This window comes from Desulfoglaeba alkanexedens ALDC (genome assembly GCF_005377625.1).
Taxonomy (GTDB): Bacteria; Desulfobacterota; Syntrophobacteria; order Syntrophobacterales; family DSM-9756; genus Desulfoglaeba; species Desulfoglaeba alkanexedens.
The window spans coordinates 818,289-831,460 of record NZ_CP040098.1 but is presented as its reverse complement, the minus strand read 5'-3'; the positions used below and the strand labels follow the sequence as shown (position 1 = coordinate 831,460).

Sequence of the window (13,172 nt, the reverse complement as noted above, 5' to 3'; positions counted from 1 at the left end):
GAGGCTTGAGCCCTTGTTGACTACGATTGTATCGACCGCCGTGGTTCTGGGCGTTTTGATCTTCGTCCACGAACTGGGGCATTTTCTGGTGGCCCGCCGGATGGGGGTCACGGTGCTTCGGTTTTCGTTGGGCTTCGGACCCCGGGTGTTCGGGATCCAGTGCGGGCCCACCGATTACTGCCTGTCGCTCATACCTCTGGGCGGCTACGTGAAGATGCTGGGAGAAGACGCCGAGGACGAAATTTCCGAGGAGGACAAGGCGGGGAGTTTCTCCCATCAGCCCGTGGGGCGGAGGCTCGCCATAGTGCTGGCCGGGCCCCTTGCCAACCTGGTGCTGGCGGTGGCGCTTTTCACGGGGGTCTTCGCCGTTTCCGGTATCCCCACCCTGATCCCCGAAGTGGGAGGCGTGGCTCCGGGGTCTCCGGCCGAACAGGCGGGCCTGCAGGCAGGCGACCGGATCCTGAGCATCAACGGGAGGCCCGTGGAGGACTGGGATACGCTTTCGCGGACCATCGAGGAACTGGGAAACGAAGTGCTGACACTCGAAGTCCGCCGGGAGGATGACGTCCTTTCGCTCCAGGTGGAGCCCGAAGTCCGGGAAGTGAAAAACATTTTCGGCGAGTCCGTTCAGCGGCCCATCATCGGGATCACGGCTTCCGGGAACTTCGAGGTGCGCCGGGTCAATCCGCTGCTTGCCGGATACTACAGCCTGGTGCAAACCTGGAACCTGAGCAAGCTCTTCCTCCTCACCGTGGTGAAGCTGATTCAGAGGGTGCTCCCCATGGAAACCTTGGGCGGGCCCATCATGATCGCCCAGCTGGCGGGGCAGCAGGCCCAGGAAGGGCTGCTTCACCTGATCCATTTCACGGCGCTCATCAGCGTCAACCTGGCGATTCTCAACCTGCTGCCCATCCCCGTCCTGGACGGCGGTCATATCTTCTTTTTCCTGCTGGAAGCGGTGCTCCGGCGTCCCATCAGCGTGCGAAAGATGGAAATGGCGCAGAAGGTGGGCATGTTTGTGCTCATACTGCTCATGGTCTTCGTGTTTTACAACGACATCATGCGCCTTCTTCCAGAGTCCGGGGAGGCGCCGGTCCCATGAAGCTGCTGGCCCTGGACACCTCGACGGCCGGCGGCGGCGTGGCGGTCCTCGACGGCGACGCCGTGCTCGCCGAATGGATCCTCCAGTCTGCGCTGACCCACAACCGGCGCCTTCTCAAAGCCGTGGACCTTGTTCTGGGGGAACTGGGGCTTACGGTCCGGGACTTGGACGCCGTTTCGTCCACCGTGGGGCCCGGGAGCTTCACGGGGGTCCGGATCGGGCTCACCACCGCCAAGACGTTGGCGTGGGCTCTGGGAAAGCCCTTCGTCGGCGTGGTGACGCTTGATGCCCTGGCGGAACCTTTCGGTTTTACCCGCTGGTCCGTGTGCCCGCTCATCGACGCGCGAAAGGGCGAAGTCTATGCGGCCCGCTACGTAGGCGACGGTAAGGGGGCGGTGGTGCGGACGAGCGATTGGGAAGTGCTCCCGCCCCGGGTGCTGGTGGAAAAGTTCGAGGGACCGACCCTTTGCTGCGGGGACGGCTGGACGGTGTACCGGGAATTCCTGATGGAGCGGCTGAAAGAGCAGGTGGTGGAAGCTCCGGCGCCCTACCACGTGATTCGGCCGGCCTTCGTGGGGGCTTGCGCCCTGAGGAGGCTGCAACGTGGCGAAGCCGATGATCCGGCGGCTGCGGTGCCGCTCTACGTGCGCCCCTCGGAAGCGGAAATCCATTTGGGAAGGGCGGGCCGGCCGTTTGAACAGGATTGACGTTCGAACCGTGGCGGAGGCGGTGTACCGGTGCGTAGCGGTGTGAAGCATCGGCCGGCTGTGACGTCCCGTGGTCGGTTGTTCCGGATTTTCCGGGACCGCTTCTTCCCGGTGACGTATGTTCTCAGGAACTTCGAGGCGGTTCGAGGGGAACCGTTGTGGCGGTCTCTTTCGCTCCGTTCTCGAAAGGCCCTGTTGCGGCGGGTGGCGGTGGAACGGGCCGTGTTTTTCGCACGTCTGGTGGCGGAGAAACCACGGGGCCCATGGACGCGGGGAGCGGGCCGGCCCGACCGGCGGGCGCGGTTCGAGGCGTCGCCCGAAGTTTCCGACTACTGCACCCATTGCGGCGGATGTTGCGAAATCGCGAGCGGCCTCGAGGTGTTTCCGGAAGACGGTTCCTGCCCCGACGAGTGGCGATCGGTTTTTGCTTCCGGACTGGGTCCGGGGCACCGTTTCTGCCCGTTTCTCCTGGAACGACGGCGGTCGGGCGGGAGTCTTTGCGCCATCCATCCGTGGCGGCCCGAAGTCTGCCGGGTTTTCGGCCGGGAAGAATGCGACTTTCTACGAAACGATCCGTCTTATCAAGAAATGGAAGCCCGCCGTGACCGGTGGGGCTCGCGGGTTCGGATCGCGCGGCTTTTCAGAGGATGCTGACCATGACCATGGTGGCTGTCGTTGGACGCCCCAACGTGGGGAAATCGACGCTTTTCAATCGAATCTGCCGCAGGCGGCACGCCTTGGTGGACGATCTCCCCGGGGTGACGCGGGATCGCATCACCGCTCAGGTTTCCTACGAGGGGAAAACCTTCACCCTGGTGGATACGGGCGGGTTCGTAAGCGGCGACCCTGAACGGATCGCGGGGGAAACCCGCGAACAGGTGCTGCTCGCCCTGGAAGAAGCCGATGCGATCCTTTTCGTTTCGGACGCAAAGACCGGTGTTCATCCGGAAGACGTGACCATGGCGGATCTGCTCCGCCGTACGGAAAAGCCGGTCTTCTACGTGGTCAACAAGGTGGATGGACCGGAACAGGAAGCACTCGCGGCGGAGTTCTACGCTCTGGGGGTGGACCGGGTCTACGCGGTGAGCGCCGCACACGGGCGCGGGATCCACGATCTGCTCGAAGATCTCACGGCGGCCATGCCGGAGGACGAACCGCCGGAAGAGGAAACGGAAGCAGACGCGGTCATCCGCGTGGCGGTGGTCGGTCGGCCCAACGTGGGGAAATCCACCCTGGTGAATCAGATCCTGGGCGAACGGCGGGTGATCGTGAGCCCGACCCCCGGAACCACCCGCGATGCCGTGGACACGCTTTTCGAAAAGGACGGGCGGCGCTACCTTTTGATCGATACGGCCGGTATCCGGCGGAAGGGGCGAACCTACCAGAAGCTGGAAAAACTAAGCATCATCAAGGCCCTGGGGAGTATCGACCGTTGCCACGTGGCGGTGGTGCTTCTCGATGCCTTGGAAGGGGTCACGGACCAGGACCTCCATATCGGCGGCTACGTGCAGGAACGGAACCGCGGCTGCGTGATCGGGTTGAACAAGTGGGACACCCTGGAAAAGGATCCCAAGGCGGTGCGGCGGCTGCTTGACGAAGTGAAGGGCCGGTTTCGGTTCCTGCCCCACGCGCCGATCCTCACCTTCAGCGCCCTCAGCGGAAAGCGAGTCGCGAAGCTTCTCCCGGCGGTGAGGGAAGTCTATGAACAGTATGCCCTTCGCGTCGGCACGGGGGTCGTGAACCGGGTTCTCGCCGAAGCCTTGGAACGGCACGAACCGCCGCTGGTGAGCGGCAGGCGCCTGAAGTTCTATTACGCCACCCAGGCTTCGACTCGTCCTCCCACCTTCGTGCTGTTCTGCAACGATCCCGAGCGCGTCCATTTCTCTTACGCGCGGTTTCTCACCAACCATTTCCGGGAGTCGTTCGGGATGGACAAGACTCCGGTGAGACTGCTCTTTCGACCACGAACCGGCCGGGAGGCGAACCGATGAAGGGATGGAATCGCACCCGCCCTCCGAAGACGCGGGCGAAGAGGATGTGGGCCGTGGTGTTGATCGCGGCGCTGGCCGGCGTCGCCTGGTGGGCGGTGGGACGGACGATTTCGAAAAGGACGTCTCCGCCGCCCGCCCCGGAACCTGCGCCGATAGCAAGCGGTCCCCTGGCGGTGTCTCACCCGAAAGTGGCGGTGTTCCTTCCTCTTTCCGGCACGTTCCGGGACGAGGGCAACGCGCTTCGGATGGGCATGGAACTGGCCTGGGAAGAATTGGGGATGCAGGCGTTGGGAGCCGAAATGGCCGTCTTCGACAGCTACGTGGAGGGGGCCCGGCTTGAAGACGCCGTGGAGACGCTGCTGGAAGACCCCGAAGTGGTCCTCCTGGCTCTGCATGTGTCCTCCAAGGAGCTCTCGGAAGTGCTCCCGCTTATCGAAACCCACGGTGTTCCCACCGTGATCCCCGCCAATTCCCACGAGAACCTGGCCCATCATCCATGGCTTTTTCCGCTGATTCCGTCGGACCGGCGCGAAGGGGCGGCGGCGGCCCGTTATGCCGCAAAATGGCGCCGGAACGGGCCGGTGACGGTGCTGTGGGATTCCGGGGCGTACGGAAGGATTCTCCTGGAAGGATTCCAGGAGGAAGCCGGGGTCCTGGGGCTTGCGCACGAGATCCTGGAATGTCCACCGGACGATCCGGCGATGAAATCAGCCGTTGAGACCGTTGTGGAAAGCGACGCTTCGGTGGTCTGGCTGGCGGGGGAACCGGTCTGGGGTGCCGCGGTTCTGAACGCCCTGGCGGCTGCGTCTTTCTCCGGCCGGCTGCTGGCGCCTCACAGCTACGCTATGGAATTCCAGGAAGACCTTTTCGGCGCAAACCGACGACAGCTCAATGTTTTGAGACCCTTCTGGGCGGAAGATGCTGAAGGCGGGACCTTGAAGGGTTTCAAGGAAGCCTTTCGCGGCCGCTTCTGGAAAGAACCGGACGGGTTGGCCATGCTCGGCTACGACGCGATCCACTGGATCGGCATGAACCTCGCGGAGACCCCCGTGAGCCGCCGGGACCTGCGGGATCGCCTGATGAGCTGGGCGGGACCGGAAAAGGGTTATCGCGGGCTTTGCGGGTCCTTCTGCTTCAGGCCGAACGGAGAAGTGGACCGGGAATTCCGGGTGACCGTCTTTCGAGGCGGTCACTGGGTTGCCGCAGACGATGCCGAAAAGGTGCGTCCTTGACACCCCGGTAAGGACTGTGGTACGAAACCCCGGTCTTTCGCACACCTGGACAGAGGGGCCGTTAACTCAGTGGGTAGAGTATCTGCCTTTTAAGCAGAGAGTCGCTGGTTCGAGTCCAGCACGGCCCACCAACCCAATCCATTTTGGTGCATCTGGAAACCTCCCGATCCAGGGCAGGGCTTCCGGAACGTGTCCAAGAATCCACGCTCGATTTCAGAGTTTCGGTCATCCCAGAGGGCCCGAGGCGGGCATGCGGAAAATCCCTGACCCCCTGGTTCCCAAGTTCCACCAACCCCCTCGTTCCCAAGCTTCAGCAACCATCCCCTTGTTCCCAAGCTCCAGCTTGGGAACACAACTGTGCAGAAGCTCCAGCTTCGATTCCCATGAAGCCGTTCGCCTCGTTCCCAAGCCAGAGCTTGGGAACGAGAGGACAAAATCTGTGCTCCAGAACCTATGCCAAGTTATGCTGAGCGCTGCGACCGGTCGATTGCGAGCCTGATTATTCGCATAGTCAGAGTGTGGGAGTACATGTCATAAGCTTGAGACATCGGCAGCTGTAAATAATAAGATTATTTGGCCAATGATCTTGAGGAAAGCGGTTCGAAATGAGAGCCGAGCTGATTGATTCCGGTCCACGTGTGATGATGGGCAAGCCGGTTATCGCAGGAACCCGCATCACGGTCGAATTGATTCTGGAGAAACTGGGAGCGGGAGAGACCGTCGAACAGATCCTTGAAGCCCATCCCAGATTGACGAGAGAGGCGATCAAAGCAGCGCTGACATTCGCCGCCAAAGCATTGCGGGCCGACGTTGTCTACCCTATAAGCGGGACAAGCTCATGGATTTTCTCGCAGATGAGGGCGTTGACTTCCCGGTGGTACGGAGGCTGCGCAATGATGGGCACGAAGTACCTGGATATACCTCGGAGGGCCACCCTGGATGTCGTTCTAAAAGATCTGCACCCGTCGCCGAAGTTGATGTTGAACTACTCGAAGACGAGACCGGTTGGTTCCCTTATCTCAGCGTCGAAGATAGTTATAAATTGGATGATGTGAGGGATGCCCTTCGTCGTGGAGACCTGGACTCGGCGGCGAAATATGGGCGAATCTACGAACTACGTGCAGGGGCACAGCGATAATGGCATAAGAAGCCCATCGAGCCGACGCCAAAAAAAACGGCGCGGCTGATGGGCGGCGTTCTGTGCAAATGAGGTGATTTATGAAGCTTAAAGTAATCGTTCATGCAGCGGAAGAAGGAGGCTACTGGGCCGAAGTGCCTTCCATTCCTGGCTGCGCTACTCAGGGCGAGACATTCGATGAACTCCTCGGAAACATCTATGAAGCCGTCGAAGGGTGCTTGTCCGTGGACATTAAGGATGTCGAGATAAGCGAAAAGGACAAAGTGCTGGAGATAACGGTGTGAAGACTGTTTCAGGGCAGGACTTCGCAAAGTTGCTCGAAAAGAAAGGCTGGGAATTGCGAAGAACAAAGGGAAGCCATCACATTTACGTCAAGGCGGCGAGCCCGGCGCGGATTTCGGTGCCCGTACATGGAAATAGCCCACTAAAGATCGGCTTACTGAGACACCTGATGAAGGTTGCCGGTATAGACGAAAGCGAGTTATGACCTGAAGCACATAACGGATAAGGATAGATTGTGAGAGCGAAGCGAACAACGATGGGTGAAGATCTTTTAGAACGACATCCAGGGGGGGTGTAGATCTTCTAGAAGGACATCCAGGGTGACCCTCCAAGGTACATCCACACGGCCTTGAGGCAGGAAGCGCGTCAGCAGCTCCGTTTCCTGCTGACTCCTTCACACTTTCGTTTCAAAAGATCTGCCCCCAACGCCTTTTTTGTATTTGAGAAAGAACCGCTTTTCGGAGTTAAGTTTTTGCTCAACCCTGAAACACCCCCACCCCAGCCCTCCCCCATCAAGGGGGAGGGGAAAATTCATAAGCCCTTTTCCCTCGTTCCCAAGCTCCAGCTTGGGAACGCCCTGCCCTGGAAGCTCCAGCTTCCCTCCTGCTACAGCTGAAACGCGCTCTCTTTCTAGGGAGCTCGCCAGGATCTCGAAGTGGTCTTTGCCCTCGTTCCCAAGCTGGAGCTTGGGAACGAGGTGGAATCCTTCTCTGGAACTGTACTTAGGTTGTCAAGACCAACCGTTTCAGCACCAAATTGTAACGACAGGACGCCCGAGCCCCGGTTAGGTACAAAATCGTTTCACAATTCTTGAGTCTCATGGGTTCTCATCGCGCTTCCCCTCTTCTCTACTGCTTAATTCTCTTTGTGAATTCGCCTTGTTACATGATGAGACTCCGGTTGCCCCCGCCCCTGGCATGCCTCTTGAGAGAAATGGGTTCCGAAGCCGTGCGAGTCTCCACCACAACACGGGATGCTCCGTCATCCTCCGTTTTCTGTGCTCGAAAGGGAGGTTCCAATGAATGGATCAGATTTTTTCTTTGATAAGAAAACGTCGACTTCTTGCGTTCTTACAGGGGGCTGTCGTTCTCCATGCGTTTTGGCCTTCGGGTCTGGCACGTTCCTTCTCCGGCTCGGTGACGAATCTCCTCGACAAGGGCGGTGGGATCACCGCCCAGGAGAGGCGCTGTGATGACATGTGCATATGACTTTTGCGTTCCTGTCTGGATACGCTCAGCATGATCAATAATGTGATAGGCGATAAGAACAACGGCAGTCAGAAAAATAGGTTTAATGGTGGGGACTATTGTAGTTACGCGTTTAATTAGGAAAAGGAGGGAGTGACTGATGAAAGTAAGAGCGAGATACTTATTCCTTATGGCTTTGGTGATACTGGGCTTGGGTTTGAGCGCCTTAGCTTTTGCCCAGGACCCTACCGGAGCAGAAACCTTGGAGGCAAATCCGCAGGCGCCGGTTGACTATGTATGGGTTATGATTTGTGGTTTTTTGGTTATGTTTATGCAGCCGGGATTTGCGATGGTTGAAACCGGCTTTTGCCGGGCAAAAAATGCCACTAACTTGATGGCAAAGAATTTACTGGATTTTGTTATCGGCTCGCTGGGTTTCTTTATCATTGGCTATTCCATAATGAAAGGGGCGGATAAGTTCGGTTTATTCGGCACAGGCCCTCTTTTCTTACTCGGCGGCCAGTATGATGTGGGAAAATATTTAGATTTTTTCTGGCAGCTAGTTTTCTGTGCCACCGCCGCGACCATTGTCTCAGGGGCGGTGGCAGAGAGATTGAAATTTTCTGCTTACTTAATATATAGTACCTGTCTGAGTCTATTTATCTATCCTATCTATGGCCATTGGGTATGGGGCGGAGGATGGCTGTCTCAACTTCCTTTTGGTATGGGGCATTTGGATTTTGCGGGTTCAGGAGTAGTGCATACCATTGGTGGAATGGTGGGATTGGCGGGAGCAATTGTTTTGGGCCCGAGATTTGGTAAATTTGCCAAAGATGGAAAGCCAAAGGCAATCCCCGGCCACAGCATGACTTTGGCAGCCTTAGGGGCATTTATTCTTTGGTTCGGCTGGTTTGGGTTTAACCCAGGTTCTACCTTTAATGCCCATCATCTGCGGATTTCGGTTATTGCCGTAAATACAAATTTGGCTGCTGCCGCGGGTGCACTTATGGCTTTGATTACTGTGTTTCTTAAGACTAAAAAGTGGGATGTGGGTATGGCTTTGAATGGAGTCCTTGCAGGCCTGGTTGCCATTACTGCACCGTGCGCCTGGGTTGAGGCTTGGGCGGCAGTGGTAATTGGTTTGGTTGCCGGCCTTGTTGTTGTTTTAGGAGTTTATGGATTGGAGAGATTAGGTATAGATGACCCCGTAGGCGCGGTATCGGTGCATGGATTTAATGGTATCTGGGGGTTAATCAGCGTAGGGTTGTTTGCCGACGGAACTTATGGAAATTACGCAATAACTGAGCCATTTGCCAGAGGGTTGTTCTATGGCGGCGGAGCCGGACAGCTGATCGCCCAGCTTATCGGCGCGGCAACTGCTGCAATATGGGCATTTGTTATGGGGTATATTATGTTTAAGATAATGGATAGTATATTTGGGATCCGTGTTTCTCCGGAAGAGGAGTTAAAGGGCCTGGATATACTTGAGCACGGCACGCCTGCTTATCCTAATTTTTATACGATAAATAGTTGACACGGAGGTATTTTAATATGAAGAAAATTGAAGCGGTAATCCGAGTGGAGAAATTAGATGATGTACGAGAGGCGTTGGAAAAATTAGGCTATCCGGGAATGATGATTACCCGTATTGAAGGACACGGCAGACAGAAAGGTTTAACCGAGCAGTTCCGGGGAAGAGAATTTAAACTAGAGCTTCTTCCTAAGATAAAAATTGAAATTGTAGCCAAAGATGAGAATGTTGAAAAAATTATAGCAGCTATTGCCAAGGGTGCCCAAACGGGTGAAATCGGCGATGGAAAAATTTTTGTGTCTGCGATAGAAAATGCTTTGAGAATCCGCACCGGTGAAAAGGGAGAAGTTGCGCTGTGAGAGATGGCGGGGCGGCTTGAGGGACATGTCGCTTAAAGGGGCTGAACGGTCTTTGGCAAATCGAAAATGACGGGTGGTTAGGCTTTCCTGTCTTGAGCGATCATCGTTTCATGAAGATCGAAACGACAGTCCTCAAAAACCGTTTGACAGAGCGCCGGTTCCTTGGTATGAACGCCGCTGATTTCGCGTCCCCATCGTCTAGCCCGGTCCAGGACACCGGCCTTTCACGCCGGCAACACCGGTTCAAATCCGGTTGGGGACGCCAGGCCATGAAAAAGGCCCACGGCGGACCGCCGTGGGCCTTTTGTGTTATCGGAGTGATGGTTGTGGGAGGCCCGCCTCGGGCCGATGGGTTTGGTGGGGCACTGAGGTTGGTTTATCGCGGCGAGGGCGCCGCTCCCACAATAGCGCCGCTCCCACAGAAAGCTGCATCTCATCTCCCGTAGGAGCCGGCTTGCCGGCGACCAGGGTCAACGGGGTGTTGTCGGTTTTACGGGTCGCAGGCAAGCCCGCTCCTACCGATAACGGAAAACCGGGGCGATCCCCTGTAGGAGCCGGCTTGCCGGCGATGTGCCGGCGAGGTTCGGGCTACGCGAGAAGCACGGCGAGGATGCCGGTGAGGAATATGCCGTCGAAGGTGCCGGCCCCTCCGATGGAGGCGACCGGGGCGCGCAGGGTTTTGATGCGATCGAGATTGAGGATGTCCGCTCCGATGAGGGTCCCCAGAGTTCCGGCGACGTAGGCGGTGGGGGGAGCCCAGGCGGGGTTGATGACGAGGGCGGCGAGCGCCGCCACAAGCGGTGGGATGAACATGGGCGTGGCGATCCCCATCCCGGGCACGGGACGTGCCATGCGGTGCACGACCCACGTCACGAGGGCGGTGGCGATCAGCATGCGGATGGGGTGTTGAGCGTTGGCAAGAAGGTAGAGCGAAATGCAGGCGGGGATGATGGCGCCTCCGACGTTTACGGCGATGACCGTTTCCCGGGGCTTCCGCCACCGGGGCGGCCGGTAGCGGATCCCGAAAAAGGCCACCGTCTCCAATTCTTCGGGTTCCTCTTCCAAGGGAATGCGTTTTACGGGGATATTGATCATGCTCCCCACGATGCAGAGGAAAAGGAGCGAGAACATTTGTTCCGGGGGGATGCCGAGTCGGGCGAAAGCGAGTGTGAAGAGGCCGAATTTGACCAGCGCGAAAACGAAAAAGAGCAGAAAGAGAAACAGGAAGGCGAACAGAATGAGAAACGGCGGAAAAAACATGGTATTTTCCTTTTGTCCAAGCCACCTTCAATGACAAAGGGGGCTTTGCACGACTCACGACGGACGACTCACGCGCCGCCCGCCTACATCACGCGCCTTAAGGCGTCTTCCACCTGGCTTTCGAAGGCCTTGAAGTTATTCCGGAAACGGTTCTTCAGGTCTTCCGCTTGCCGCCGGTACGCGTCTCGGTCCGGCCAGGTGTCGGCGGGCCGGAGCACCTGGTCCGGCACTCCGGGGCAGCGGGTCGGTACCGACAGGCCGAAGAAGGGTTCTTCTTCGAAGGGGACCGATTCCAGTTCGCCCCCCAGGGCGGCGCTCACCATCCTCCTCGTGTACTCGATCCGGATGCGTTCCCCCACACCGTAGCCGCCGCCGGACCAGCCCGTGTTGATGAGCCAGCACACGGACCGGTGTTTCTTCATCCGTTCACCCAGGAGTCCGGCATAGACCGTGGGCGGCAGGGCCATGAATGGGGCCCCGAAACAGGTGCTGAAGGTCGCCTGCGGTTCCACGATCCCGGCTTCGGTCCCGGCTACTTTGGCGGTGTAGCCCGAAAGAAAATGGTACATGGCCTGTTCGGGGGTCAGCCGAGCGATGGGCGGCAGCACGCCGAAGGCGTCGCAGGTCAGCATGATGATGTTTCGGGGGTGACCGGCGATCCCAGTGGGCGATGCATTGTCGATAAAGTGAATGGGGTAGGCGGCCCGGGTGTTTTCCGTGAGGCTGTCGTCGTCCAGGTCGATCCGGCGCGTCTCGACGTCGATGGCCACGTTTTCCAGGAGGGTTCCAAACCGCCGTGTACATTGGTAGATCTGGGGTTCGGCTTCGGGTGACAGCCGGATCACCTTGGCGTAGCAGCCGCCTTCGAAGTTGAAGATGCCGTTGTCGCTCCAGCCGTGTTCATCGTCGCCCACCAGGATGCGTTCCGGGTCGGCGGAAAGGCTGGTCTTGCCCGTTCCGGAAAGCCCGAAGAAGATGGCCGTATCGCCGTTCTTTCCCGCGTTGGCCGAACAGTGCATGGGAAAAACCCCTTTCTGGGGCAGGGCGAAGTTCATCACGGTGAAGATGGATTTCTTGATCTCGCCGCCGTAGCCGGTGCCGCCGATGATGATGAGCTTCTTCCCGAAGTGGACCAGGATGAACGCTTCGGACCGAGTGTGGTCCACCTCGGGGTTGGCGTGGAAGTTGGGAGCTGCGATCAGGATGAATTCGGGGCGGAAGGAGTTCAGTTCATCCGAGTCTTCGATCCGCAGGAACATGTTTCGGGCGAAGAGGCTCTGCCATGCCGTTTCCGTGATCACTCGGATGGGCACCCGGTAGTCGGGGTCGGCTCCGGCGTAACAGTCCTGAACGTAGATTTCTCGTCCCTGGAGGTAGGCCAGCAGCCGGTGGTGGACCCGATCGAAGTCTCGTGCGGTGAAAGGGCGGTTCACTTCGCCCCACCAGATCTTGTCTTCGCTTCCCGGTTCCCGAACCAGGAACTTGTCGTTGGGGGCACGCCCCGTGTAGGCGCCGGTACGGACGACCAGAGGGCCGGATTGAGCGAGCAGTCCCTCCCGGCGCCGGATGGCCTGCTCGTAGAGCCGGGGTTCCGACAGGTTGTAGAACACTCGAGTGTAATTGACGATTCCCTGGGCTTCGAGGGGCTCCGTCGGTTGGCATGCGGCCGGGGTGTTCCGTGTCACGGGTTGCCTCCCCAGATCCGTTTACAGGGTAAGGGTGAAAAGCGCCTCCACGGCTTCGGCAAGCGAACCGTACACGGCGATGTTCGGCGCGCTTTCAAGAGGCGGTTCGGCGGCGGCTTCCGTTCCGGGCCGCCGGATCCAGACCGGGAGGCATCCGGCGGCCCGGGCGGCTTCCAGATCGGTGAACTTGTCACCCATCATGGCGACGGCATGGAGCGGCACTCCGTAAAGGTCCGCCGCCGCCCGAAGCATTCCGGGCCGAGGCTTCCGGCAGTCGCAGGCTTCGTCCGGGCGGTGCGGGCAGTAGAAGGCGGCGAGAACGTCGCCGCCTTCGGCGCGGATGCGTTGGAGCATGTTGCGGTGGATGTCCAGGAAATCGTTCCACTGAGTCAGGCCGCGGTTCAGCGCCGACTGGTTGCTCACAAGGATCACTTCGATCTTTCGGCGGCGAAGCATCCTCAGAGCTTCCAGCGCATCGGGATAGAACTGGAATTCGCTCCAGTGCTTCACATGATCGGAGCGGTCGACGTTCAGGATCCCGTCTCTGTCTAGGAAAACAAACGAGGTGAAAGCGGCGGCAGGGCGGCCGGAGCAGATGATCATCGAAGAGTTGTCCTCTCCCGATCCCGCGGCTTGACAATCCTCACTGTGGAAGAAACAATGCATTGTTTCTTCGCGCGGCTTATTGAAGGCTCAAC

The 13,172-nt window shown here is 58.6% G+C and carries 12 protein-coding genes, 2 tRNA genes and 1 pseudogene; 12 read left to right on the top strand and 3 right to left on the bottom strand.

Annotation, left to right across the window (positions count from 1 at the left end; translation table 11 throughout):
* The first annotated feature begins 13 nt into the window (after positions 1–13).
* From rseP to FDQ92_RS03965, 12 genes and pseudogenes are all read left to right on the top strand, one after another.
* The gene (gene rseP, locus FDQ92_RS04025) at positions 14–1,102 is read left to right on the top strand and encodes an RIP metalloprotease RseP (RefSeq protein ID WP_246041825.1); all 1,089 of its coding nucleotides are present in this window, start codon (positions 14–16) and stop codon (positions 1,100–1,102) included.
* A complete protein-coding gene (gene tsaB, locus FDQ92_RS04020; protein ID WP_137423388.1) occupies positions 1,099–1,809 on the top strand; it encodes a tRNA (adenosine(37)-N6)-threonylcarbamoyltransferase complex dimerization subunit type 1 TsaB in 711 nt (236 codons plus the stop codon). The genes rseP and tsaB overlap by 4 nt, the downstream gene beginning before the upstream one ends.
* Before the next feature lie 30 nt (positions 1,810–1,839).
* Positions 1,840–2,463 carry a YkgJ family cysteine cluster protein gene (locus tag FDQ92_RS04015; protein WP_137423387.1) on the top strand — a complete coding sequence of 208 codons (624 nt, stop codon included), beginning with the start codon at positions 1,840–1,842 and terminating at the stop codon, positions 2,461–2,463.
* A complete protein-coding gene (gene der / locus FDQ92_RS04010) occupies positions 2,457–3,800 on the top strand; it encodes a ribosome biogenesis GTPase Der (RefSeq protein ID WP_425457260.1) in 1,344 nt (447 codons plus the stop codon). Before FDQ92_RS04015 ends, der begins: the two co-directional genes overlap by 7 nt.
* Complete coding sequence (locus tag FDQ92_RS04005; RefSeq protein WP_137423385.1) at positions 3,797–5,032, top strand: ABC transporter substrate-binding protein; 1,236 nt, start codon at positions 3,797–3,799, stop codon at positions 5,030–5,032. Before der ends, FDQ92_RS04005 begins: the two co-directional genes overlap by 4 nt.
* Before the next feature lie 55 nt (positions 5,033–5,087).
* A tRNA-Lys gene (locus FDQ92_RS04000) sits at positions 5,088–5,163 on the top strand.
* A gap of 474 nt (positions 5,164–5,637) precedes the next feature.
* Positions 5,638–5,859 (top strand): annotated as a pseudogene (locus FDQ92_RS16125) (DUF433 domain-containing protein); the annotation flags it as partial.
* A gap of 391 nt (positions 5,860–6,250) precedes the next feature.
* Complete coding sequence (locus tag FDQ92_RS03985) at positions 6,251–6,454, top strand: type II toxin-antitoxin system HicB family antitoxin (RefSeq protein WP_137423383.1); 204 nt, start codon at positions 6,251–6,253, stop codon at positions 6,452–6,454.
* Positions 6,451–6,657 (top strand): type II toxin-antitoxin system HicA family toxin, encoded by a 207-nt coding sequence (locus FDQ92_RS16120; RefSeq protein ID WP_137423382.1) that lies wholly within the window; start codon positions 6,451–6,453, stop codon positions 6,655–6,657. The genes FDQ92_RS03985 and FDQ92_RS16120 overlap by 4 nt, the downstream gene beginning before the upstream one ends.
* A 1,142-nt stretch (positions 6,658–7,799) precedes the next feature.
* Positions 7,800–9,173, top strand: a complete 1,374-nt coding sequence (locus FDQ92_RS03975) for an ammonium transporter (RefSeq protein WP_137423381.1) — start codon at positions 7,800–7,802, stop codon at positions 9,171–9,173.
* Between the two features lie 17 nt (positions 9,174–9,190).
* Positions 9,191–9,529 (top strand): P-II family nitrogen regulator, encoded by a 339-nt coding sequence (locus tag FDQ92_RS03970; protein ID WP_137423380.1) that lies wholly within the window; start codon positions 9,191–9,193, stop codon positions 9,527–9,529.
* Between the two features lie 187 nt (positions 9,530–9,716).
* Positions 9,717–9,794: transfer RNA gene (locus FDQ92_RS03965), tRNA-Glu, on the top strand.
* Positions 9,795–10,117: 323 nt separating this feature from the next.
* Here FDQ92_RS03965 and FDQ92_RS03960 read toward each other — a convergent pair.
* From FDQ92_RS03960 to FDQ92_RS03950, 3 genes are all read right to left on the bottom strand, one after another.
* On the bottom strand, positions 10,118–10,789 hold the full coding sequence (locus FDQ92_RS03960; RefSeq protein ID WP_137423379.1) for a DUF1614 domain-containing protein: 672 nt from the start codon (positions 10,787–10,789) through the stop codon (positions 10,118–10,120).
* Between the two features lie 83 nt (positions 10,790–10,872).
* A complete protein-coding gene (gene pckA / locus FDQ92_RS03955; RefSeq protein WP_211341362.1) occupies positions 10,873–12,474 on the bottom strand; it encodes a phosphoenolpyruvate carboxykinase (ATP) in 1,602 nt (533 codons plus the stop codon).
* A 21-nt stretch (positions 12,475–12,495) separates the two neighbouring features.
* Positions 12,496–13,077: a D-glycero-alpha-D-manno-heptose-1,7-bisphosphate 7-phosphatase gene (locus FDQ92_RS03950; RefSeq protein WP_170180175.1), complete on the bottom strand. Its 582-nt coding sequence runs from the start codon at positions 13,075–13,077 to the stop codon at positions 12,496–12,498.
* Between the last annotated feature and the right edge of the window lie 95 nt (positions 13,078–13,172).

What these genes read in the sequence shown, in the direction of transcription:
- FDQ92_RS03985 (WP_137423383.1), top strand. Translation starts at nt 6,251, where the DNA reads ATGAAGCTTAAAGTAATCGTTCATGCAGCGGAAGAAGGAGGCTACTGG.
- der (WP_425457260.1), top strand. Translation starts at nt 2,457, where the DNA reads ATGCTGACCATGACCATGGTGGCTGTCGTTGGACGCCCCAACGTGGGG.
- FDQ92_RS03950 (WP_170180175.1), bottom strand. Translation starts at nt 13,077, where the DNA reads ATGATCATCTGCTCCGGCCGCCCTGCCGCCGCTTTCACCTCGTTTGTT.
- tsaB (WP_137423388.1), top strand. Translation starts at nt 1,099, where the DNA reads ATGAAGCTGCTGGCCCTGGACACCTCGACGGCCGGCGGCGGCGTGGCG.
- FDQ92_RS03975 (WP_137423381.1), top strand. Translation starts at nt 7,800, where the DNA reads ATGAAAGTAAGAGCGAGATACTTATTCCTTATGGCTTTGGTGATACTG.
- FDQ92_RS03960 (WP_137423379.1), bottom strand. Translation starts at nt 10,789, where the DNA reads ATGTTTTTTCCGCCGTTTCTCATTCTGTTCGCCTTCCTGTTTCTCTTT.
- FDQ92_RS04005 (WP_137423385.1), top strand. Translation starts at nt 3,797, where the DNA reads ATGAAGGGATGGAATCGCACCCGCCCTCCGAAGACGCGGGCGAAGAGG.
- FDQ92_RS03970 (WP_137423380.1), top strand. Translation starts at nt 9,191, where the DNA reads ATGAAGAAAATTGAAGCGGTAATCCGAGTGGAGAAATTAGATGATGTA.